Below are 24,541 nucleotides of genomic sequence, written 5' to 3' on the forward strand. Positions count from 1 at the left end.
TTGAAACACCACTCGAAACAGGATTTTAGAAAAAATAAAAGCTCGAAGTGGGGAACTCCGAGCTTTACCTAACCAATTATTAACCTAAATTATGAAAAGTTCTTTATATATTATTTTTAATATCTTTCGTTTCTTTTGATATATCAAAGGTACTACAGATCTGCTTTCATGTCAAGAAATTTAACAGCATTTAACGTTGTTAAAATTATGTTAAAACAATTTAGCACTCCTTGTGTCTTAAAAGGGAGTCTACTAACCTTTCGACTTTCAATAACAAAATCTTCAGCCAAAGAGCTGTATAACCAATCGGTGCTCATTTGCAATTTCCCATACTGCTCCTTGTAAATAGCATATAAAAAAGTTATTCCTAACGTCGATTTGCTCCCAACTTGTAAAAAGCGTGCATCTACAATGACAGCAGTTTAAAAGGTGGACCCAACGTGGACTCACTGTGCACGCACTCCGCTTGCGAGCCGAAAGAGGCAATAAAATCTTAGCACTTTTATTCGCATAAGGGCGGGCAGAGTATCAAAAAAAAGAAATAAATTTGTGAGAAGATCCAACATCAATTGGTATCCTATTTAGTTAGACGATTAATAGCATATGAAAATAGCTTTAGCACAATTGAATTACCATATCGGTAATTTTGAAGCAAATACTAAAAAAATAATTAACGCGATCCAACAGGCCAAAGAAGCAACGGCCGATCTTATTATTTTTGCCGAACTCGCCATTGGTGGTTACCCTGCCAAGGATCTTTTGCGAAGTAAGGCCTTTAAACGTCAATGCGATGAAGCTATTCATCAAATCGCAGCCCATTGTCAGGATATCGCCTGTATCATTGGGGCACCAGTCAAAAACAGTGATCCTGAGGGCAAAGAGCTTTATAATACTGCTGTATTTATTGAGCATGGGGCAGTCAGAAACATTGTTAAAAAAGGCCTTTTGCCCGATTATGATGTATTTGATGAATATCGTTATTTTGAGCCCAGCAGACGTTTTGATTGTATCGAGTTGAACGGCGTAAAAATCGCCTTAACCATTTGCGAAGATTTGTGGGATGATGACGACGGGGGCAATTCTTACGTTGGTGATCCCATGGCGGAATTGAGAAATGAAAATCCAGACCTCCTCATCAACATTGCGGCCTCCCCTTTTTCCTATACCCATTTTGATGAACGGATCAAGGTCCTCAGCCAACAGGTAGCAAAGGCTGGTAGACCGCTCATTTATGTCAATCAAATTGGCGCTCACATGGATATTATCTTTGATGGACGCTCAATCGCCCTGAATAATGAAGGAACAAAAATTGCAGAACTAAAAAGCTTTGAAGAAGACCTTCAATTTGTCACCTACCATCAACAAAATATAACGTCCACCACGGCTTCTTCAAAGGAGTCTATAGCTGAGATGGCTCTTATACATGATGCACTGATCCTTGGCCTTCGTGATTATTTTCAAAAATCTGGTTTCAAAAAGGCGGTTTTAGGTCTGTCCGGGGGGCTCGATTCGGCCTTAGTCGCCGCCTTGGCCTGTGAGGCTCTGGGTGCCGATAATGTGTTAGCCATACTGATGCCATCGGTCTACTCTTCCGACCATTCGATAAAAGATGCGATGGATCTCGTCAACAATACCGGCTGTAAACATTATATCGTTCCGATAAAAGATATTGCCAATGCCTTCGAACATAGTTTAGCTCCTCTTTTTGAAGGGCTACAGCCAGATACGACTGAAGAGAATATTCAAGCACGTGCGCGTGCGGTAATTCTGATGGCCGCTTCCAATAAATTCGGCAATATTTTACTCAATACATCCAACAAAAGTGAGGCTGCTGTCGGATATGGCACACTCTATGGTGATATGGCAGGTTCCATCTCCGTGATCGGTGATGTTTACAAATCCAAAGCCTATGATTTAGCACGCTATATCAATCGAGAACGGGAGATCATTCCAATCAATACCATTGAAAAGGCACCTTCTGCGGAACTTCGACCAGATCAAAAAGATTCGGACTCCTTACCGGAATACGACTTATTGGATCAAATCCTTTTTGAGCTTATCGAAAATGAGAAAGCAGGATCTGAAGTTGTAGCAATGGGCTTTGAAAAATCGTTAGTAGAAAGGGTATGTAAATTGGTTAATAATGCGGAATTCAAACGTTTTCAAGCTCCTCCTATCCTGCGTGTTAGTCCAAAAGCTTTTGGTCCAGGAAGACAGATTCCGTTGGTGGCAAAATATCCTTATTAATTTTACAATTCGGATTAAACCATATTTATAGTTTTTTGTCTAAAGTAATAGATTGTAAAACCTAAAAGGATGGTAGCATCCCGGACGGTAAAAAAACAATTGCCATAAAGACCGTCAACTGTACTATTTTTACAATTGAAAGGTATGCGGATAAAGAATAAAAACAAATTAGTTAAATAAATATAAGTTCCATATAGGCCATGAACCATCATGAGTGTGGTTGTCCAATACGCCGACAAAATACTCATGGTAGATTCATCACAGTTGATAAATAAATTACTACGATGAAAAAGATTCTATTATTTTTGGTGCTTTGCGTTGCACTCGCATCATGTTCGTCTTATCAATACAATACCACTCGGGTAGAAAAGATGGATTTTACTCCTTTCAAGACCTATGCTTGGTTACCTCCGGTAGACTCGCTTTCGAAGTCTTATTTTGACAACGATATCGCCAAAGCCAATATCTTGGATGCCGCGAATACGGCGTTGGAGGCAAAGGGCCTGCAATATTCTAAAGATAATCCTGATCTACTATTTCGGTATATTACCATTGTCAACAATAAAAGCCGTTTAATTTATGGTGGCGGCGGTTATTACGGCTGGGGTGGTCCCTGGGGCTGGTACCGTCCATGGTTTTCACCTTACTACTATGGCGGCGGCTATTACCCCGTTGCAAAAGAACGCTATCGATATGGCCATTTGATTATCGAAGCCATCGATCGCAAAACAAACGCAGTAATCTGGCAGGCACGTGGTTCTGGCGATGTTGATAATCCTGAAAAGGCAATTAATAACATCAGCAAGGTTGCAAAAGGTGTTATTGACCTATTTCCTGTAAAAACTATAAAGAAATAAGAGATATTCTCATTTTAAAAAAGGCTGGTTTACAAAATAAATCAGCCTTTTTAGTGTAACTAGAATTATTAGATAGCATCATTGCCCCCCTGCGCTCCCACAGCAAAAATATAAGCTGATTTACCATCTTTCCTCGGCAAATTTTGACTATTTTTAATTATTAATTACCGACAATTCATTGAAAAAATATTTGCTATTCTTAGATACGGAAACATCTGGTTTACCGAAAAAATGGAACAAGAGTTATATGGACAGTGACAATTGGCCCCATATTTTACAATTGGCCTGGATCATATATGACGAAGACCAACAGGAAGTTAAACGAACCAATAAATATATTTACGAGCCGTTAATACCAATTAGCCCTGCATCCGAACAGATTCATGGATTGACACCACCTTTTCTAATGAAATATGGTGAGAAGAAAAAAGACGTATTACGGAAATTCAGTCATGACATCAAAAAATATAAGCCGCAGTTAATCGGCCATTTTCTATCATTCGACCTGCAGGTATTAGCAGCCGAATTCTATCGATCCAACTTGGCTATTCCATTTCATAACTTAGCATATTTTTGCACCTTGTTGCATAGCAAAAAATACGTTCGGAATCCGAATATGGTACATCTTCCACTTTCATCGCTACATGAAACGCTATTTTCGAGTCCAGCGACCGAAATGCATAATGCAGAAAAAGATGCCGAGATTACCGCTAAATGTTATTTTGAAATGATTCGAAAAGATGAATTATCCGAGCAGGACATACAAAATCAGCAAGCTGAATTCGAAAACATCTGTTAATGTAACTTCCATGAAAAACCCCGACGCTATACCACGCCTACTGAAATCGACTCAGCCATTTCAAATTCTGCCCGAAACCCTACAATTGAGTATCGTCGACAGATTCAATGAACATCGTTTTTCCAAAGATACCTTAGTTTATCGGCAGAACATTACGGATATGGATGGTGTTGATTTAATCCTCGAAGGTGAATATGAAACGTTCTTTCTGGATGTTTCCGATAATAAACGATTGGTCGAAATACACCATAAGCCGTATTGTTTTGGTGGAATATCAGTCTTATTAAACCGAACAAAAGCACTCAAGTCTGTTATTGCGAAAAAAGGTACAATTATTTATCGTTTACCCCGAAAAGACTTTATTGAGTTGTGTAATGCGAATGAAGAGTTTTTCCATTTTTTCACCAATTCCTTTGGAAAAAGAATGTTAGATGAGGAGTTTTCTCATTTTGTGAAGTCGCCAGCTTCCTTTGAGGAAAGCTACTTTGCGGCAGACCAACTCTATTCGCGCAAAATTGAGCATATTACCTATAAAGATATCGTATCCTGTACACCCGATACCCCCATCTTTGAGGCTGCACAGACCATGGCGAAACACAAGGTAAGCTGCATATTTATTAAAAAGGAGGAGCAGATTCTCGGCTATGCAACCGATATTACCTTAAGAGACAATGTCGTGGCCCAGCAGATTCCGGCAACGCGATCTATTGCGCAGGTAATGGATAATCCCATTGTCAGTATTTCCGATCAAGCCTATCTTTACGAGGCTGTACTAATGATGTTCCGCACGAAATCAAGGTACCTTCTTGTTGAGAAAGGGGGCAATTATATCGGCTTCCTTAGTCGAAATCGGCTATTGAGTGAACAAGGGCAGTCTCCGCTCGTATTCATTCAATCGGTTAAACTCGCCGAAACGCTGGATGAATTGCGTGAAAAATGGAACAATGTTCCCGAGATTATCCACCAATTGCTCGGTAGGGGTGTAAATGCCGAGATTGCGAACCAGGTCATCACGACCGTTGCCGACAGTATTGCCCTTAAAGTAATTGAAAAAGTGATCGGGGAAATGGGCGAGCCACCCGCAAAATTTGTGTTTATGGTAACGGGCAGCGAAGGAAGGAAAGAACAAACGCTAATGACCGACCAAGATAACGCCATTATTTATGAAGATAAAGCAAACGAACAACGGGAGCTCGTACGCGCGTATTTTCTCAATTTTGCCAGTCGCGTGTCGGATCATCTCAATACCATCGGTTTTAGCTACTGTACCGGTGGATATATGGCCAGTAATCCCGAATGGACACATTCGCTGTCGCATTGGAAGAAAAATTACAAGAAATGGATTGAAGAGAGTATCCCCGAGAATGCGATTAAATTTTCGACCTTCTTCGACTGTAGGCGATTATATGGTGACCAGGGCATTATTGATCAACTCAAAGAATTTCTCAATATTGAGCTACAAAAACCCAACGAGCGTTTTTTTACGTTCATTGCAAAGAATGCGCTGCAATATGAACCGCCGCTCACATTTTTCAAGGCAATAAAAACGCAAACAATAGGTTCTTCTGAAGTCTTCAATATCAAGAAAGCGATGACACCCATTGTTGACTTAGTCCGGGTTTACGCACTGCAAAACAGAATTTATGAAGAAAATACCGGTGGTAGGTTAAAACAGCTCCTTGAATTGGGCATCTTCACACAAGAACAGTACGAGGAATTAAATCAATCCTATTATTACCTGATGTCGATCCGTTTAAAAAATCAGGCCAACCAGATCCGTATCGCTAAACTGGCGCCCAACAATTACGTACCTATCGATAGCTTAACCAATATCGAAAAGGCGACAATTAAAGAGATCTTCAAAACAATCCATAATTTTCAACTCGGTATTAAGCTGAAATTCACTAGCAATTTATTTGGTTAAGTACCTTATTGCCATACAAAGGCAATAAGGTACGAAGATCAGCGCTAACGCGCTTCTATTTTTTTGGCAAAGACAAATCAAACTGCCAATGCTTTGCTAATCGCTGCAACTCTTGCTTTGTTATTGGGATGACAGCACCATGTTTGGGCGAAGTGAAATTAGTAGATTTCATTTTACCTGCATTAAAGTGTCCCAGATCAACAAAATTTTTAAAATCTGTGGTTTCACTGAAGCCAAAATTATGTGGTGATATCCCATAGATATCATACATTAACACCCATTTTTCTTCCCCTATCCTTTTCCACACATTCGGAGCTTCACAGGCTTCTGGCTCAGGGTCATAGAAACGATCATCATACTGATAGGGTCCATTCGGGTAGTCTGAAACAGCTTGCTTAATGCCTGGAGCACCATCATGGGCAACATAAAAAAGATGGTATTTATTACCTACTTTCGTCATGTCGCCATCGATGTAATTTTTATTTGATTTGGGGTATTGAAACAAGAGCTGTGGTTCTGATTCAAATGCTGTGAACTCCTTATTTAAGTAGGCATAGTAGAGCTGATTCAGTCCATTGCCAAACCGCATGGTAAAATAGATCATCATCTTACCAGTACGATCATCATAGATGAGTTCGGGAGCCCAAAAGGCGCCAACATTTTCCCAGCCTTTAAAGGCTTTTTCCAAGTATAGCTCCGTATGGGTCCACTGAATTAAATCAGCCGATTTCATTAAGACAATACCGCGGTTGTTACCCCATCCAAATGCTATGCCATCGCGCTCCCATTCCGTATTTCTATACCCTTGCTTTTGTCCGTAGATATGTAAATCCGTCATGACCATATAAAAATAGCCATCTTTTCCACGCATGATATAGGGATCGCGAATACCTTTCTGCTGTGCAATGCTATCGCCAGCAATGATCGGTTTTCCTTTATTGATATCGGTGAAAGAATAGCCATCCTGACTGACAGCAACATACAGACCATGGCTTTCATCCTTAAAATAAACCATGAGGTAAGCAGCCAGATCCGATTCCTTCACCTGTGCAAACAAGTTATGCACAAATAGCATCAGGGTTGTAAAAAAGAGTATGCGGATATTCATCTTATTTTACGGTCAATTTTATCAAGGTCAAGGAGTAAGGTTCAAATGTTTCAACAATTGTCTTCCCCTTATAAGTTATTGTATTTTGCTTTGGACGGATATTCAATGGTTCCTCGATACTGTTACTCTGGTTTAAGTTGGCGTTGGCCAAGGTGATTTTCTCTGCTGTCGCAGCAGGCTTTTTCTTCGAATTTATGGCAAGGTTCACTTTCATCGGCTTACTATTGTAATTGACGACTTTCACGATAAGCTGTTGCGCAACGGCATCAAATACTGCAGAAGCATATAGGCTATCTTTGCCCGCTACGAATTCACCATCCCGTTTGATCGGAACAATGCTTGTCCCTTTATTGGTCGCATATAATTTTTGCACTTGGTAGCTCGGTGTTCCATATACCTGCAAGTTATCCACCCAAATTAAATCAGGTGACCACTGCCAGCCATCGACATGACCGAATAATGGCGCGTAAGATGCCATTTCCACTACGTCGCCATTTCGTTCCAGGCCCGTCATGAAAGCGGCTTCCGAGAGGGCCGCCTCCCAGGTACTTTTGCCAGGACCGTTTGGTCGTGTGGTATGCGAAGCGTATTCCCCTGCGAAGATTTTCACCCCATTTCTAGGGTAATTATCATAACGATTGGCGCTCGACAGAAACCAGGATGGTGGGCGGTAATAATGTTCATCAATGATATCGATATTCATCGTCCGCAGTTTATCATCTAAGAAGTCAAAACGATCTCCTTCGGGATCGGTACCCGAACTGGCGATAATTTTGATCTCCGGATGTTTCTCGTTTAACGCTTTCTTGAAGACGGTTAACCGCTCGATATATTGCGGGCCCCAATTTTCATTTCCAACGCCCAACATGCTAAGGTGGAAAGGCTCAGGATGCCCCATATCCGCTCGTAATTTTCCCCATTTTGTAGCTGTTGTGCCGTTAGCAAATTCAATCAGATCCAAAGCGTCTTGAACATATGTATCTAACTCATCTAAGGGTACCACTTCACCGGTATTAAATTGGCAGGCCATACCGCAATTGAGAATTGGCACCGGAGATGCGCCAATATCTTCCGCCAGCAAAAAGTATTCATAAAATCCTAAACCGAAGGTCTGAAAATAATCAGGTGTCAGACGATGGCTAAACTCGGTATTCCAGCGGTTGATAATCAATTCCCTTTCCGTTATTGGTCCAACCGTTTTTTTCCATTGAAACCGATTGGCCAAATCTCTCCCTTCAACAATACAGCCGCCAGGAAAACGGATAAAGCCGGGTTTCATATCGGCAAGCATCTGAACCATATCTTTACGTAAACCCTTCGGTCTACCTTTCCAGGTGTCTACTGGAAATAACGAAAGCATATCGACGTCTAACGTACCTGTCCCTGTAAACCACACATTTAATTTGGCTTTATCTGTCGTTTGGTTGGCAGGAAATTTGACCGCAGCTTCAGACCATGATCCGACGGATTCAAGCGGAAGTTCAGCTGTTCCAATAACTTTATTCTGTTGATCGAGCAGTTCAACATGGATTTTCATTCCTTTAGCTGCACTTTGGTATTGTACTGAGAACTCATATGCTGCACCCGCTTTCACTCCCATTCCTCTAAAGCCTTCATTTTGTAGACCTAATTTCAGGTTAGCTGCACTATGTATCCTTAAATAACGTTTGTTCCCTTTACGTTTGCCATCGTTTAGTAGCAGGTAGCTTCCCTCAGGACCATTTTCGAGCTTTTTCCAGCCCATCCAAGGCTGATCAAACTCAAATGATCTATTCTTTACCAATTCTGCATAGATCCCCCCATCGGCACCAAGATTGATATCTTCAAAAAAGACGCCCCACATATGCGGCGATATGTTGCCTGTAGGTTTATCCAACGCAACATTTAATGTTATCGGTGACTGCGCCAATGCTGAAGAGCCCAAGCTCGCTAACAGTAACAGTGTTGACAGTACTCTTTTCATCCCTATATTTATTTTTTCAACAATAATTTATTATTTCAGGTTTTACACCAGCTTTAACAGCACAAATAGGGTAACACGACATGACAACCCTATCAAAATTAGCTGTTATATTAATTCCAATACAATAACTGAAAATGCAGGAATGTCCACTTCAATGGTACCATTTACAACCTTTGCCTTATTGTACACAACAGGTGCAATTGTTGCGGGTTTCTTAAAGGAATTATAATCGCGTAGGTTGTCCGCGGTAAGAATTCGACCTGTTACTTTTCCAGCTTTCACCGAACCCAAATCTACCTTTACCTTATTATTCTTTTTCGGATCAATATTTACTAAGGAGATATGTGTACGACCTTGCTGATCTTGAGAGGCTGAAACCGACACGGCCGGAATTTTTTCTTGGTTAAATTCAAAATCCGTTGATTGAAGGGAAATAGGAATTAACTTGGCATCCTGATGTACCTTATACATTTCCATCACATGATAAGTCGGCGTCAAAATCATATTCTTTCCTTCTGTCAGGATAACAGCTTGCAATACATTCACGGCTTGGGCAAGATTGGCCATCTTCACCCGGCGAGCATGATTGTTAAAGATATTGAGTGTCATTCCTGCAATCATGGCATCACGCATGGTATTTTGTTGGTAGAGAAAGCCCGGATTCGTACCAGGTTCTACCGCATACCAGCCGCCCCATTCGTCTACGATCAGATCCACCAGTCCTTTCGGATCATATTTGTCCATGATGGCGATATTCTTTTCCACGAGCTCATTCATAAACCAAGCTGATTTCATGGTTTTAAAATACTCCTCCTCCGAATATTGCGTTGCAGAGCCTTTGTCGTCCCAGTTGATCACGGCATAGTGATGAAGTCCCATGCCTTTCATCAAACCACTTGGAATTTTCTTCATCAAAGTCTCCGTCCAATTATAATCGGCACTATTGGCTCCCGAGGCGATTCGATACAAACCGCTTCCATTGGTCCAGTCCGACATAAACGTGGCGTATTTGCGGTAGATGTCTGTATAGTAATCGGCAGTCATATTTCCGCCACAGCCCCAGGCTTCATTTCCTACGCCCCAGAATTTCACCTTCCAAGGCTCTTGCCGACCATTTTTTCGTCGCCAATCCGACATGGGGCTCTCGCCTTTAAAATTCACATATTGAACCCAGTCGGCAAGTTCCTGCACCTCACCGCTCCCCACATTTCCCGCCAGATAAGGCTCTGCACCCAACAATTCACACATATTGAGAAAATCGTGTGTACCAAAAGAGTTATCCTCTGTCACGCCGCCCCACCAATTGTTTACGATAGCAGGACGCTGGGCTTTGGGGCCAACGCCATCCTTCCAATGATACGTATCGGCAAAACATCCTCCTGGCCAACGCAAATTGGGAATATTCAACTTCTTAAGAGCTTCGATGATATCTTTCCGGACGCCGTCAGCATGGGGAATCGAATCATTTTTCTCACCGACATAAAATCCATCATAAATACAGCGTCCCAAATGTTCGGCAAAATGTCCATAGATATGTCGACTTATAATCTGCTCCTGCTGTGGTGTTTCCAATCTTACACTACTCTGTCCATACAGTAATCCAGTGGCCAGCGTAAAAACAACGCCTAATTTTAATCTTAGCTTCATCATATCGATTTTATTATTTCACACTAAATTGATAGGTTGTCTTTGAACTATATTTTTCGCCAGGTTTTAACACCGTTGACGCAAAACTGGGGTGATTTGGTGCATCTGGAAAATGTTGTGTCTCCAAGCAGAAGGCAGAACGGAATGGATACACTTTTCCCTCTTTCCCTTTAGGATCCGAATCCTTCATAAAATTACCGCTGTAAAACTGCAAGCCTGGTTCGGTTGTGTAGATGTCCATTTCAATACCTGTCTTGGTAGCATACACCTGTGCGACCTTCTGGAAACCATCCTTCTTGTTGAGTTCAAAATTATGGTCATAGCCCTTTCCAATCTTCAGTTGAGCATTTTGATCTTCAATACGAGCGCCAATGCGTGTCGGTTTGGTAAAATCGAATGCGGTGCCCGCGACAGGCAAGCTCTTTCCTGTTGGGATCAAGGTATTATCAACTTCGGTAATTGCCTTTGCATCAATCTGAAGTTCATGATCCAAAATAGAAGAATCTCCGGCTCCATTGAGGTTAAAATACGCATGGTTGGTCAGATTTAAGACCGTCTCTTTATCTGTTGTCGCCTGATAGGCTATGGCCAAAGCACCATTGTCCTCCAGGGTGTAGGTAACCTCCATCTTGACCGTTCCTGGATACCCCGCTTCTTTATCAGGTGAGGTATAGGCTAATGTGATTGATGTATTAGTGCTACTAACGACATCCCACACCTTATTGTAAACGCCATTGGTACCGCCATGAAGTGAGTTCTCGCCATCATTCTTTTCCAACGTATACACCTCACCATTCAGTTTAAATGATGCTTTCCCGATCCGGTTACCATAACGCCCTACAATGGCGCCGTAAAAATTATTATAGTTATCCTTGTATTCTTTGGCCGAATCATAGCCCAAAATCACATCAGTCGCTTTACCGTTCTTATCCGGGACTTTTAAACTCACCAGACGTGCACCATAATTTGTCAACGTAATGGCGAGTTTGTCGTTCTTGAGCTGGAACAGTTTAACTTCTTTACCATCAATCTGACTGTCGAAAGCAGGGCTGGAAGTAGAATCAGCCATCGTTGCTGCTTGCTTATTTTGAGTTGATGAAGATTGGCAGCCATAGGCCAATGAAGCACAAGTCAACAAACCAATAATAATTTTCTTATTCATCTGTAATTAAGTTTTACCCCATCGGTCTGATGGAGGCTTCCTAATTTTCATTAGGAATGGTTCATAATTTTTTAATTATTCAAATGGCAACATTCTACCAAAAACGCACGTAGATAGCGGTCACCAACAATAAAGTCACAACAATTAATGCCAATACGGATGGTTCTACTTTAAACATCGACCGATCCAATACAAAAGCTTTTGGATTAACCTTTGGTCCAAATAAGCTCACAGCAATCATAGCAATCATTGTAAATACAAATGCGAGTCCCATACATATCTGGAATGGTATTTCATAAACGCCCGCTTTGTTGAGATATGCCGTATAGATCCATGTCTCTGGTCCGAAAACCTTTGTTGCAAACTCATTGAAAAATATAGACAACGCAAATCCCGTAACAAGGCCTGTAATGGCGGCTGCACCTGTCGTCCTTTTCCAAAACATCCCTAGCAAAAACATCGCAAAAACACCGGGGCTGATGAAGCCTGTATATTTTTGGATAAAAGTAAATCCGCCGGCACCACCGATGCCCAGCGCATCATTCCAGGTAAACAAAACAGAAAGTAGAATAGAGATCACGATGGTTATCTTTCCAACCCACACCATTTTTGCTTCGCTCGCATCTTTATTGATGTATTTTTTAAAGATATCCAATGTAAAGATCGTTGCGATACTATTGGCCTTTCCGGCCAATCCGGCCACAATAGCCGCTGTAAGCGCCGCCAGCGCAAGCCCTTTCATTCCATTGGGCAGATAGCCCAATATCGCTGAATATGCATTATCGGCGTGAAACACTCCTCCAGGAGCCATTTCGTGTTGTAACGCACCATTTTTGTATAGCACATAAGCGGCTATCCCTGGAAGCATAACGATAATTGGCATAAACAATTTTAGAAATCCCGCAAAAAGAATCCCTGTGCGTGCAGTCTTTAGATCGGCTCCCAAAGCGCGTTGTGTGATGTATTGATTACAACCCCAGTAATTTAGGTTGACAATCCAGATTCCAGCAAGGTACATTCCTATTCCAGGCAGCATCAGATACTTATTGATATCTTCCTGACTAGCTCCTGGCCCTGGTTTATCGACAAATAGGTTAAAATGCTCCGGCGAATCTTCCATCAATTTATTGAATCCAGCCAAGGCGTCTTGTCCCAAACCAAAATGTTCACTGACCAAGGTCAATGCCACATACGTCGTCGCTATACCGCCAATAATTAATACAACAACCTGAATAACATCTGTAAAACCAATAACACGCATTCCCCCCAGCGTAATGATGACGGCAAATACGGCTAAAGCAACTGTAATGGTGTGGAAGCTGTCGCCACCTCCGGCCATACTCGAAATGGCAATTGCCCCGAGATACAGGATAGATGTCAGATTGACAAAAACATACAAAAACAACCAGAAGATTGCCATGATGAGACTCGTCGTTTCATTGTATCGGTTGTTCAAAAACTGAGGCATCGTGAAAATCTTGTTTTTCAGATAGACCGGAATAAACCAAACCGCAACAATAATTAACGCTACCGCAGCAATGAGCTCGTAAGCAGCTACAGCAATACCAACCTCAAATCCATTGCCGCTCATGCCAATAAACTGTTCAGCAGAAATATTCGATGCGATCAATGAAGAGCCTATGGCCCACCAGGTCAGTGATCCTTCCGCCAGAAAGTAGTCCTTGCTGCTGCTTAAACTATTCGTCTTTTTACGATAAATCCAATAGCCATAGCCGGCTACAATAAAGAAGTAAATTACGAAGATGATGTAATCTACCGTTGCAAATTTTTCCATATTTCCCAAATTGGTTATTATCAATAAGCCATTTATACCGCGAAGAACAGGTATAAATGGCTTAGGTTATTATTTACCCAGTAAATAATAGAGTTCATTCCATTTCAATTGGTCTTCGAGTCTTGCTACCGTAGTGTCCTCGTCGATCAATACATATTCTAAACCCGCCATACGTGCAAAATCTTCCAGGTATTCGGGTGTTAAGCTCAAACTGTAGGCAGTATGGTGCGCACCCCCAGCCACAATCCAGGCACTGCAACCTGTTTTCATGTCGGGCAGCGGTTTCCATAACACCCGTGCGACAGGAAGCTTAGGGAGTTCTTCTTCTACAGCAACACCTTGTACTTTGTTCACGATCAAACGGAAACGCGTTCCCATATCGACCAAAGAAGCATTCAATGCATCACCACTTTGGCCATTAAAAACCAAGCGAGCAGGATCTGCCTTGCCGCCAATGCCTAGTGGATGCACTTCTATTCGTGGTTTTCCAATTGCCAATGCGGGGTCCACTTCCAACATATGTGAGCCAAGTACCATGGGATTCTGCGGATCAAAATGATAGGTGTAGTCTTCCATAAATGCCGTCGTACCCGGTAATCCTGCTCCCATTACTTTGCAAGCACGCACCAAAGCCGGCGTCTTCCAATCCCCTTCACCGGCAAAACCATAACCCTCAGCCATTAAACGCTGTACCGCCAGGCCCGGAAGTTGTACCATGCCATGCAGATCCTCAAAAGTATCCGTAAAACCTTTAAAGTCTCCTTGTTCCAAAAACTTCCGTAGGCCAATTTCTATCTTAGCAGCTTCGATGAGGTTAGCACGATATTCACCGCCAGCTTTCACATTTTCGGCTAGTTCATAAGTCGCTTCGTACTCCGCTAATAATGCCGCGATTTCCGCTTCAGTGCTCGCATTAATCACCTCCACTAGATCCCCAATGGCATAGGTGTTTACAGCGAAACCAAATTGCGCCTCTGCCTCCACTTTATCGCCATCTGTAACAGCCACATAACGCATATTGTCACCAAAGCGTGCAAATTTGGCTCCTTGCCAGTCATGCCAGCCTGCGGCTGCACGCGCCCAAACATTAATCCGTTCCAATACTTCCGCATCTTGCCAATGGCCAGTGACGACTTTACGCGCTATTTTTAAGCGGCTAACGATATGTCCAAATTCACGATCCCCATGCGCACTTTGGTTAAGGTTCATAAAATCCATATCGATACTATGCCACGGGATATCCTGGTTGTACTGCGTATGCAGATGCAACAATGGCTTTTGCAACGCTTTTAATCCTCGGATCCACATCTTTGCAGGTGAAAAGGTATGCATCCAAGTAATGACCCCAATACAATTTTTTTCACTATTGGCGGCTGCCAATGTTGCATAAATCTCGTCTGTATTTTTTACGATCGGTTTATATTTTACCGCTACCGGAATCACCGCTTGGGTATCTAAATAATGGGCTATTTCTTCAGCATGTAGGGCCACTTGTCGCAAGGTCTCTTCACCATAAAGGTCTTGGCTTCCCACGACAAACCAGACTTCAAGCTCTTTTAAATTGATATTCATGTAAATTGTAGTTTTTGCTATAGATTTTTTATTAAAATTATTGACCATAATAGGCATTGGCCCCATGCTTCCGCTCATAATGCTTTTTGACCAGCGCAGACTTTAATCGAGGTGCATTCGGGTTGATCTGTTCTGTCAACCAAGCCATTTTCGCCACCTGTTCCAACACCGCACTGTTATAGACAGACTTTATTCCGGTTTTACCCCAAGCAAACGGCGCGTGGTTGCCAACCAGAATCATTTCCACTTCTTTATAGTCCAGCTTATTTTCGACAAAGTGATTGATAATTTGAAACCCCGTTTCATGTTCGTAGTTTCCGACGATCATCTCATCGTGCATTGGTGGGGCACAAGGAATATCGACGGTCAAATGATCGGCATGTGTTGTTCCAAAAATGGGAATATCCCGCTGTGCCTGTGCCCATGCTGTCGCATAGGTGGAGTGTGTATGTGTTATACCGCCAATCTCTTTCCACTGTTTATACAATAGGGCATGGGTTTTCGTATCTGATGATGGCCGAAGATTACCCTCGACCACATGACCATCAAAATCTACAATCACCATATGTTCCGGTGTAAGCTCCTCATAAGGGACCCCACTGGGTTTAATGGCAAAAACTTCATGGTGACGGTCAACAACACTCACATTTCCAAATGTAAAAAGCACCAATCCCAGCTGGGGCAATTGCATATTGCAATGGTAGGCTTCTTCTTTAATTGAATTATACATGATTAAAATTTGAATGGTTAAACAGTAATGGCGAGCGATTCCTTTCCTTCGACAAAAGCACCCAGCGCTTTGTAATGTTCATAACGCTCGGCATAAATGGACACCCATTTTTCCTCAGGGATATAAGTCCGTTCAAAACCTTGCCCCATTGCCTTCATGGCATCCTCGACCCGGTTATATAAACCAGCTGCTGTTGCGGCAAACATGGCTGCGCCAATGGCACAAGTCTGTTCACTTTTATGAATACGAATAGGCATATTCATCACATTGGCCATCATTTGCATAATAAAAGGTGATTTTTTTGCAACTCCGCCTAAACCGATCAAGCCTTTTACAGGAATACCCTGCTCCACGAAACGGTCAACAATAGCCTTTGCACCGAAACAGGTCGCTTCGACAATCGCTCTGAAGATCCGCGGCGCATCTGTTCCGAGGTGTAAGCCTGTGATCGCCCCTTTCAAGGATTGATCCGCATCCGGAGTTCGGCGGCCATTGAGCCAATCTAAAGCTAATTCAGATGTTTCTGTTACGGGAAGTAACGCAGCCTGCTCACTTAGACTGACCAATAGTTTCTCTTCCAACGCTGCGATCAATTGTTCGCGCGTTCGTTCATCGATCTCTTCAACATCTTGTATCAAATTTTTCGTTGGCCATAGCAACACCTGTTTCAGCCAGGCGTAAGCATCTCCAAATGCCGACTGACCAGCTTCCATACCTATCATTCCCGGTATAATGGAACCGTCTACCTGACCACAGATTCCCCTAACCAACGTATGCTGTACCTCTTCTTTTGGAGCAACTAACATATCACAGGTTGATGTCCCCATCACCTTACTCAGATAATAGGGTTCAATTTGTCCTCCAACTGCGCCCATGTGGCAGTCAAATGCACCTACACCAACAACAACTGATGTTGTAAGACCTAATCGTTGCGCCCATTTTTCCGAAAGCTGACCTGCAGATTGATCAGCAGTGTATGTTTCTGAAAACAGGCGATCAACCAAACCATCCAACAATGGGTCAAGTGTCGAAAAGAAAGAATTTGGAGGTAGGCCGTCAAATTCTTCAGCCCAAAGTGATTTATGACCCGCTGAACAAACCCCACGCTTCATAGCAGATACCTGTGTTCCTCCAGTCAATAGAAAAGGAATATAATCACAATGCTCCACCCAGCTATAGGTGGCGGCACGGACCTTTTCATCAGCCCGAAATACATGGAGTAATTTGGCCCAGAACCATTCCGAAGAGTATACACCGCCTACATACTTCAGATAATCCACCGAACTATTTTGATTGTGCAGGTTAATTTCTTTGGCCTCTCTAACGGCTGTATGATCTTTCCATAAGACAAACATGGCATTGGGGTTGTCTTTAAACTCGTCCAACAGCGCCAATGGAACGCCGGCTGCGTTGACAGCAACTGGAGTAGATCCTGTTGTATCCACGGAAATTGCTTTTACAGCTTTGCCAATATTGTCGACTCCCGATTTGAGCAAGCAATCTTTAATTGTCGCTTCCAAGCCTTCGATATAATCCAACGGGTGTTGCCTAAACTGACTTAAAGCAGCATCACAATACGCCCCTCTTTTCCATCGCGGGTAGTAAAATACAGAAGAAGCTATCTCCTCGCCATTGTTAGCATCAACCAATACTGAACGGACCGAATCACTTCCATAGTCCACCCCAATGACATACGATTTATTCATTTTTGCTGAATTTGGTTTATAACTTATAATTGTCTCTAATGCCTTACTTTCCACTATCCCCCTTCCGAAGTTAGCCATGGAAAATAATTAGTGTCAAATAAACATTTATTTTTTTAAATATGAAAGAAAATTTTCATATTTAAAAAATAGAGCTAACTTCATAGCAGCAAATTATGGTTAACCCGAATTCCTGATATAGGGGTATAAATGCCTTTTAAAGGGATGTATCAGACAATTATTATACTTATTTTTAGCTATTTACTTTTTTACATAGTTTTGCTCGTGGAATAAATGGGGTGGTGTCAGATAAAAAGATAAAACGATAGACGATGGAATATTATAAAAAAGATTCAGGGATCCTTTTGGCAGTAGACTGCATCATATTTGGATTTAACGGCGAATCCCTTGAAGTACTTTTAATTAAACGTGATTTCGAACCAGAAAGAAATAAATGGAGTCTGATGGGTGGTTTCGTTCAATCCGACGAAAGTCCGGAAGAGGCCGCGAGCCGAGTACTCAAACAGCTAACAGGACTTGAAAATGTATACATGGAGCAATGTAGTGTATTCGGCGAACCTAATCGGGAACCTAGCGACCGGGTTGTCAGTATCTGTTATTTTGCATTGATTGACACACAGCAATATAAACATATCCTAAGCGACGATTACGAAGCCCAATGGTTTCCATTGCGGGAGCACCCAACACTGATCTTCGATCATGATCAAATGATCGCTTCGGCACAACACCGTCTACGCATGAAAGCGGCTTTGTATCCGATATTATTTGAACTGCTGCCCGAGAAATTCACGATTCCCCAAATTGCAGCACTTTATGAGGGTGTTTACAATATTGAGTTGGACAAGCGGAATTTCAGCCGAAAACTGCTTTCCTCAGACCTCATCATCAAACTGGAGGAAAAGGATAAGGAAAATTCAAAAAAAGGAGCCTACTATTTCAAACTAAACACGGCGATCTATAAGGAAAAGATCATGTCCTTTTTACGGTATTTGCCAAGTTGGTCGATCGAATCATAATAAAGTGACGGAAAATCAGGTATGTATTGGAATATATTTCACTTAACATTTTCGTTTTTTCAATAATTCCTTATATTTATCACAGGTATATCCTGGTTTTGCAATTTGGATAGGCTGGATTAACGCATTTTATAAAATAAACAACATGAGCAAATTGAGATTAGCATTTATATTCTTTACAATTTTATTTATTTCATCACATACATTACTGGAGGCACAAACTCCTACTGCGGCTCCCGCCACTACAGCAGCACAACAGGATAATGCTTTCAAGTACAGTCCGGATGGATTAAAAAAAGGAAGTTTGGCAAATCAATTTGACCACCTGAATTATATTTCGAAAAACAACTATGATTTCAAGATGGTGCGAAAAACCAATCTGGATATTGTGAAACGAAATGTCATAGATACCGTAGCAAAACTCCACAAGGAAATCAGCTCTTTAAAATCATCTTCAAGCAACTATACATCCAATACCAAAACTTTGCAAGATTCTATTCAGGTTTTAAAAGATCAGCTGGCGCAGGAGAAGGAAAAAACAGAAAGTTTTTCTTTCTTGGGCATCAATACCTCTAAAACTTTTTACAATACAGTTGTTTGGACGATCATTGCGGTATTGGCCGTAGCAGCATTTATCTTTTTATTTTCTTATCGGAAAGCGAAAGTGGACACGGTGGAATTCCAAAAGACAGCGGAGCAATCGCAAGAAGAATTCGCTACGTTCCGTAAAAAATCCATGGAAAAGGAACAGCTGCTCAAGCGCCAGTTGCAGGACGAACTAAATAAAAAAATATAGTCCTGCTTCTCATAAAATAGCATATTTATTTTGATCGACCTGTAACGACTCCTTGAGGTACTCCGTTACAGGTCGATTTTATTTCATCAGGTACCATTCCTCAAAACAAACAAAAGATTCAACGAAGTAATGCAGTAAACTTCAAAAATACCTAGCCGAATAAAAGAGAAAAACTATATTTGCAGGTATAGAAATCGAAACATACAGAATTACAATAGATAACATTTTGACCTACATTAATAAAATTGTAATTTAATTGCAAATTCTATTTGTTTTTAAAAACGAATAACCTTATTTTTGCTGACCAAAAAAGAGGCCTTTTATGTCTCTTATATAAAATTGATTAATAAATATTTAGTCCCTATAATATGCCCAAGATTGGTAAAATAGCGCAGATTATCGGCCCAGTTGTTGACGTCAACTTCGCCGACAGTGAAAATCTACCTAAAATTTACGATGCATTGTACATTCAAAAAGAAAATGGACAACGTGTTGTATTAGAAGTTCAACAACACTTAGGTCAGGATCGTGTACGTACAATTGCCATGGACGCAACTGAAGGTTTAGTTCGCGGAATGGAAGTTGTCGATACTGGTGCTCCTATCAAAATGCCTGTTGGTGAAGAAATCAAAGGTCGTGTATTCAATGTAGTTGGTGATGCCATAGACGGGATCCAAAATTTGAATAAAGAGAATGGTCGTCCTATCCACAACGTACCTCCTAAATTCGAAGATTTGTCAACTGAATCCGAAGTACTTTTTACTGGTATCAAAGTTATTGACCTTTTAGAGCCATATGCTAAAGGTGGTAAAATTGGTTTATTCGGTGGTGCCGGTGTAGGTAAAACTGTATTAATCCAAGAATTAATCAACAATATCGCAAAAGGTCACGGTGGTCTTTCTGTATTCGCCGGTGTAGGTGAACGTACACGTGAGGGTAATGACTTATTGCGCGAGATGTTGGAGTCTGGTATCATCAAATATGGTGAGCACTTTATGGAAGGCATGGAAAAAGGCGAATGGCCTTTGGAAACTGTTGACCACGAACTGATGAAAGATTCAAAATGTACTTTCGTATTCGGTCAAATGAACGAGCCTCCTGGGGCACGTGCACGTGTTGCTTTATCAGGTTTGACAGTAGCGGAATACTTCCGTGACGGTGATGGCGAAGGTCAAGGCCGTGACGTATTATTCTTCATTGATAACATCTTCCGTTTTACACAAGCAGGTTCTGAAGTATCTGCCCTATTGGGTCGTATGCCTTCAGCCGTAGGTTACCAACCAACATTGGCAACTGAGATGGGTTTAATGCAAGAGCGCATCACTTCAACTAAAAACGGTTCAATCACTTCGGTTCAAGCCGTATATGTACCTGCCGATGACTTAACTGACCCTGCTCCAGCGACAACTTTCGCTCACTTGGATGCAACGACAGTATTGTCTCGTAAAATTGCTGAGTTAGGTATCTACCCTGCTGTGGATCCTTTGGATTCTACATCACGTATCCTTTCTCCTGCCGTTTTAGGTAACGAACACTATAATACTGCACAACGTGTAAAAGAAATTCTTCAACGTTATAAAGAATTACAAGATATCATCGCCATTTTAGGTATGGACGAATTATCGGAAGAAGATAAATTAACAGTACACCGCGCACGTCGTGTACAACGTTTCTTATCTCAACCTTTCCACGTTGCAGAACAATTTACAGGTTTAAAAGGTGTATTGGTAGACATCAAAGATACCATCAAAGGTTTCAATATGATCATTGACGGTGAAGTAGATGAGTACCCTGAAGCTGCCTTCAACTTAGTCGGTAACATTGATGATGCTATCGAAAAAGGTAAAAAATTATTAGCAGAAGCAGTTTAATCTAGATTATATCTAAGAATAATGAAGTTAACAATTATCACTCCAGACAAATTAGCATTCGAAGGCGAAGTAACTTCAGTTACTGTACCGGGCTCTGCGGGTTCTTTTCAAATTTTAAAAGATCACGCTGCCATTGTTTCTACTTTGGAAGATGGAAAAGTAATTATTCAACAAGGTAAAGGTGAACAGGAAGTGTTCATTAAAGGTGGTGTTGTGGAAGCAAAAAACAATGTCATTACCGTGCTTGCTGAAGGAATTATCGGAGATTAAATCAAATCGATTTTATAAAATCTAAAAAGCTTCCGATAGAAATATCGGAAGCTTTTTTTTTAAAGTTTTTTTGACATTTTCTTCATTTTAGGAAGAAAATCAACCATTGTAACAAAAAATAATTTTTCAACCGTGTAGACCAATTTTAAATATGGTATGCGACTAACAAAATATAAAACCGAATAAAAGGCATTATTAAAAAATAAAATTTCATAAAAACACACTTAATGAAATTTTATTCTAAATACAAAATTAGCACTTTACCTATTGCCAATTATTGTAATTCCTGCTACCTTGAGGAAATGAAAATCGAAAGTTTTTATAGAAGCTCGAGATAGCATGATTTACCACCAATATTACAACAAAGGGAACTACTATCATCAGGTAAATTTTGGGTTATGAAATATTACGATAAAAACACATTGATCTATTTAGATGGAGCTTTTGTAAAAGCTTCCGAGGCTGCATTGGATCCCTTTGCACAGTCATTGCATTATGGGTATGCGGTGTTCGATGGTTTACGTGCGTATAACACCCACAATGGACCACGTATCTTTAAAGCTGACAAGCATTTCGATCGCTTAAAGAGATCATGTGAAGCCGTTAATATCCCCTATCGCTGGAGCAACCGAGAGCTGATCGACATCTGTTATGAGCTCTTGGCCAACAACAACCTAAGAGAAGCTTATATACGTCCTTTGGTATTGACTGGTTCAAATATGCATCTCACCTCATCAACCGAAGCAACCCTCATGATGGCAGCATGGGAATGGGGTCCATATCTTGGTCAAAACCTATTAAAGGTATGTATCTCTGATATCAAAAGACCCAATCCAAAATCCTTTAAAATTGACTCGAAGATCTCTGGGCAGTATGTTAACTCCATCCTTGCGACAACAGAAGCCATCAGGAAAGGCTACGACGAAGCTTTGATGCTCGACCACGAAGGCTACGTTGCCCAAGCATCCAGTGAAAATATTTTCATCGAAAAGGATTTCAAAATCTATACGCCGCCAGCGAAGAATATCTTTCCGGGCATTACACGCCAGACGGTAAAAAACATTTGTAAAAAATTAAACTTCGAAGTCATTGAAAAGCAATTGACGGTAGAGGATATTTACACTGCTGACAGCGCTTTCTTATGTGGAACTGCGGCAGAAATTATCGGAATCAAACAAGTCGATGATGTCATCTACAAAGAAGCCTGGGAACACAGCATAGGTGCATCAATCCAAAGAAGATATAAAAATTTAGTATTAGAGAACGAAAATTATGAAGTCATCATCTAACGGCGAAAACACAATGAACAAATACAGCCGTACATTTACACAAGACGAAACGCAACCTGCTGCAAAAGCAATGCTTTATGGTATCGGTCTTACAGATGCCGACATGGACAAAGCACAGGTCGGTATTGCCAGCATGGGATATGATGGTAATACGTGTAATATGCACTTAAATGATTTGGCACAAATCGTCAAGAAGGGCGTTTGGAACAATGAGTTAGTGGGTTTGACCTTTGGAACTATTGGCGTCAGTGACGGTATGAGCAATGGTACCGATGGAATGCGTTATTCGTTGGTAAGCCGTGATGTGATCGCTGATAGTATCGAAACGATCTGTGGCGGACAATATTATGATGGCTTGATCTCTATTCCTGGCTGTGACAAAAACATGCCTGGTGCTATTATGGCCATGGCCCGTTTGGATCGTCCTTCTCTAATGGTATATGGCGGTACCATCGCTCCAGGACACTATAAAGGTGAAGAATTAAACATTGTGTCTGCATTTGAAGCATTGGGACAACGCATCTGCGGAAATCTTTCCGATGAAGACTATGAAGGCATTATCAAACATACCTGCCCTGGTGCTGGTGCTTGTGGCGGAATGTATACCGCAAATACCATGGCTTCGGCAATTGAAGCCTTGGGAATGAGTTTACCCTACTCATCTTCCAATCCGGCGATCTCGGAAGAAAAGAAAAATGAATGTTTAGAAGCAGGTCGACATATCCGCACGCTGCTTGAGAAAGATATCAAACCCTCTGATATCATGACACGTAAAGCATTTGAGAACGCGCTACGTACCATCGTTATCTTGGGTGGTAGTACCAATGCTGTACTTCACTTTATTGCAATAGGCAAAGCCGTAGGCGTAGACATCACGCAAGACGACTTCCAACGCATGAGTGATGAAACCCCTGTATTAGCTGACTTTAAACCGTCGGGTAAATACTTGATGCAAGATCTTCAGCAATTTGGCGGAACACCTGCTGTCATGAAATATCTTTTAAATGAAGGTTTATTGCATGGTGACTGTATCACGGTAACAGGAAAAACGGTCGCTGAGAACTTGGCGGATGTTAAATCAATCATGGAATATGATCAACCGATTATCAAACCCTTGAGCGATCCAATCAAAGCTACAGGACACTTACAAATTCTTTACGGGAACTTAGCAGAGAAAGGTTCTGTTGCTAAGATCTCCGGCAAAGAAGGTGAAAAATTCACTGGTCCTGCACGCGTATTCGATGGAGAGCATGATTTAGTAGCGGGCATCGCATCTGGTAGAATCAAACCAGGAGATGTAGTGGTGATCAAAAATGAAGGTCCTGTTGGAGCGCCAGGCATGCCTGAAATGCTTAAACCAACCTCCTTGATCATTGGTGCTGGCCTTGGTAAATCTGTTGCTTTAATCACCGATGGCCGTTTCTCGGGTGGTACACATGGTTTTGTCGTCGGACATATCACACCAGAATCTTACAAAGGCGGATTGATCGGTCTTGTAAATGATGATGACATTATCGAGATCGATGCGGTAAATAACAGCATCAATGTGCTGCTTTCCGATGAAGAGATTGCGCAACGCCGTGCCGCTTGGGTACAACCAGCGTTAAAAGTTAGCAAAGGAGTTTTATACAAATACGCTAAAACTGTTGCCGATGCATCAGAAGGCTGTGTAACGGATCAGTAGAAAATAAAAAACAGAGACATTAAGCAAATACAGACCTAAACAATCGACGCTTAATGTCTCAGATCTAATATCTAAATACTAAAAGAC

18 protein-coding genes are annotated in these 24,541 nt (G+C 41.5%); 10 read left to right on the top strand and 8 right to left on the bottom strand.

Going from position 1 to position 24,541, the window contains the following annotated elements; all coding sequences use genetic code 11:
* Positions 1 to 603 precede the first annotated feature (603 nt).
* The 4 genes from B3P16_RS12780 to B3P16_RS12795 all read left to right on the top strand — a co-directional run bounded on the left by B3P16_RS12780 (position 604) and on the right by B3P16_RS12795 (position 5,827).
* Positions 604 to 2,247: an NAD+ synthase gene (locus B3P16_RS12780; RefSeq protein ID WP_286843181.1), complete on the top strand. Its 1,644-nt coding sequence runs from the start codon at positions 604 to 606 to the stop codon at positions 2,245 to 2,247.
* Positions 2,248 to 2,531: 284 nt separating this feature from the next.
* On the top strand, positions 2,532 to 3,104 hold the full coding sequence (locus B3P16_RS12785; RefSeq protein WP_046672038.1) for a DUF4136 domain-containing protein: 573 nt from the start codon (positions 2,532 to 2,534) through the stop codon (positions 3,102 to 3,104).
* A gap of 178 nt (positions 3,105 to 3,282) precedes the next feature.
* Positions 3,283 to 3,903, top strand: coding sequence for a 3'-5' exonuclease (locus tag B3P16_RS12790; protein WP_172462409.1), 621 nt, complete (start codon positions 3,283 to 3,285; stop codon positions 3,901 to 3,903).
* Between the two features lie 10 nt (positions 3,904 to 3,913).
* Positions 3,914 to 5,827 carry a DUF294 nucleotidyltransferase-like domain-containing protein gene (locus B3P16_RS12795; protein ID WP_286843183.1) on the top strand — a complete coding sequence of 638 codons (1,914 nt, stop codon included), beginning with the start codon at positions 3,914 to 3,916 and terminating at the stop codon, positions 5,825 to 5,827.
* A 55-nt stretch (positions 5,828 to 5,882) separates the two neighbouring features.
* On the opposite strand, the gene B3P16_RS12800 is transcribed toward B3P16_RS12795, so the two are convergent.
* The 8 genes from B3P16_RS12800 to B3P16_RS12835 all read right to left on the bottom strand — a co-directional run bounded on the left by B3P16_RS12800 (position 5,883) and on the right by B3P16_RS12835 (position 17,510).
* Positions 5,883 to 6,935, bottom strand: coding sequence for a glycoside hydrolase family 43 protein (locus B3P16_RS12800; protein ID WP_286843185.1), 1,053 nt, complete (start codon positions 6,933 to 6,935; stop codon positions 5,883 to 5,885).
* Position 6,936: 1 nt separating this feature from the next.
* Positions 6,937 to 8,898: an alpha-L-arabinofuranosidase C-terminal domain-containing protein gene (locus B3P16_RS12805; RefSeq protein ID WP_286843187.1), complete on the bottom strand. Its 1,962-nt coding sequence runs from the start codon at positions 8,896 to 8,898 to the stop codon at positions 6,937 to 6,939.
* Between the two features lie 105 nt (positions 8,899 to 9,003).
* Positions 9,004 to 10,548 carry an alpha-N-arabinofuranosidase gene (locus tag B3P16_RS12810; protein ID WP_236560294.1) on the bottom strand — a complete coding sequence of 515 codons (1,545 nt, stop codon included), beginning with the start codon at positions 10,546 to 10,548 and terminating at the stop codon, positions 9,004 to 9,006.
* A 10-nt stretch (positions 10,549 to 10,558) separates the two neighbouring features.
* Entirely contained in the window at positions 10,559 to 11,707 is a 1,149-nt protein-coding gene (locus tag B3P16_RS12815; RefSeq protein WP_112374964.1) for an aldose epimerase family protein, read from the bottom strand.
* A gap of 94 nt (positions 11,708 to 11,801) precedes the next feature.
* Positions 11,802 to 13,502 (bottom strand): sodium:solute symporter family transporter, encoded by a 1,701-nt coding sequence (locus B3P16_RS12820; RefSeq protein ID WP_112374965.1) that lies wholly within the window; start codon positions 13,500 to 13,502, stop codon positions 11,802 to 11,804.
* Positions 13,503 to 13,571: 69 nt separating this feature from the next.
* Positions 13,572 to 15,074 (bottom strand): L-arabinose isomerase, encoded by a 1,503-nt coding sequence (gene araA, locus B3P16_RS12825; RefSeq protein WP_286843189.1) that lies wholly within the window; start codon positions 15,072 to 15,074, stop codon positions 13,572 to 13,574.
* A gap of 37 nt (positions 15,075 to 15,111) precedes the next feature.
* Complete coding sequence (locus tag B3P16_RS12830) at positions 15,112 to 15,804, bottom strand: L-ribulose-5-phosphate 4-epimerase (RefSeq protein WP_286843191.1); 693 nt, start codon at positions 15,802 to 15,804, stop codon at positions 15,112 to 15,114.
* A gap of 17 nt (positions 15,805 to 15,821) precedes the next feature.
* Positions 15,822 to 17,510 carry a ribulokinase gene (locus B3P16_RS12835; RefSeq protein WP_286843193.1) on the bottom strand — a complete coding sequence of 563 codons (1,689 nt, stop codon included), beginning with the start codon at positions 17,508 to 17,510 and terminating at the stop codon, positions 15,822 to 15,824.
* A gap of 329 nt (positions 17,511 to 17,839) precedes the next feature.
* Between B3P16_RS12835 and B3P16_RS12840 the strand changes: the two genes are divergently transcribed.
* The 6 genes from B3P16_RS12840 (at position 17,840) to ilvD (ending at position 24,454) form a co-directional block, all read left to right on the top strand.
* Complete coding sequence (locus tag B3P16_RS12840; RefSeq protein WP_070570142.1) at positions 17,840 to 18,544, top strand: NUDIX hydrolase; 705 nt, start codon at positions 17,840 to 17,842, stop codon at positions 18,542 to 18,544.
* A 145-nt stretch (positions 18,545 to 18,689) separates the two neighbouring features.
* The gene (locus tag B3P16_RS12845) at positions 18,690 to 19,340 is read left to right on the top strand and encodes a hypothetical protein (RefSeq protein WP_070570144.1); all 651 of its coding nucleotides are present in this window, start codon (positions 18,690 to 18,692) and stop codon (positions 19,338 to 19,340) included.
* Between the two features lie 368 nt (positions 19,341 to 19,708).
* Positions 19,709 to 21,211, top strand: a complete 1,503-nt coding sequence (gene atpD / locus B3P16_RS12850) for a F0F1 ATP synthase subunit beta (protein ID WP_070570146.1) — start codon at positions 19,709 to 19,711, stop codon at positions 21,209 to 21,211.
* Between the two features lie 21 nt (positions 21,212 to 21,232).
* Entirely contained in the window at positions 21,233 to 21,481 is a 249-nt protein-coding gene (atpC, locus tag B3P16_RS12855) for an ATP synthase F1 subunit epsilon (RefSeq protein ID WP_145327530.1), read from the top strand.
* A gap of 398 nt (positions 21,482 to 21,879) precedes the next feature.
* Complete coding sequence (locus B3P16_RS12860; RefSeq protein ID WP_112374967.1) at positions 21,880 to 22,770, top strand: branched-chain amino acid transaminase; 891 nt, start codon at positions 21,880 to 21,882, stop codon at positions 22,768 to 22,770.
* Positions 22,754 to 24,454 carry a dihydroxy-acid dehydratase gene (gene ilvD / locus B3P16_RS12865; protein WP_070570151.1) on the top strand — a complete coding sequence of 567 codons (1,701 nt, stop codon included), beginning with the start codon at positions 22,754 to 22,756 and terminating at the stop codon, positions 24,452 to 24,454. Before B3P16_RS12860 ends, ilvD begins: the two co-directional genes overlap by 17 nt.
* Positions 24,455 to 24,541 lie beyond the last annotated feature (87 nt).

The organism is Sphingobacterium sp. UBA7631 (genome assembly GCF_002483935.1).
In the GTDB taxonomy this organism is placed as follows: domain Bacteria; phylum Bacteroidota; class Bacteroidia; order Sphingobacteriales; family Sphingobacteriaceae; genus Sphingobacterium; species Sphingobacterium multivorum.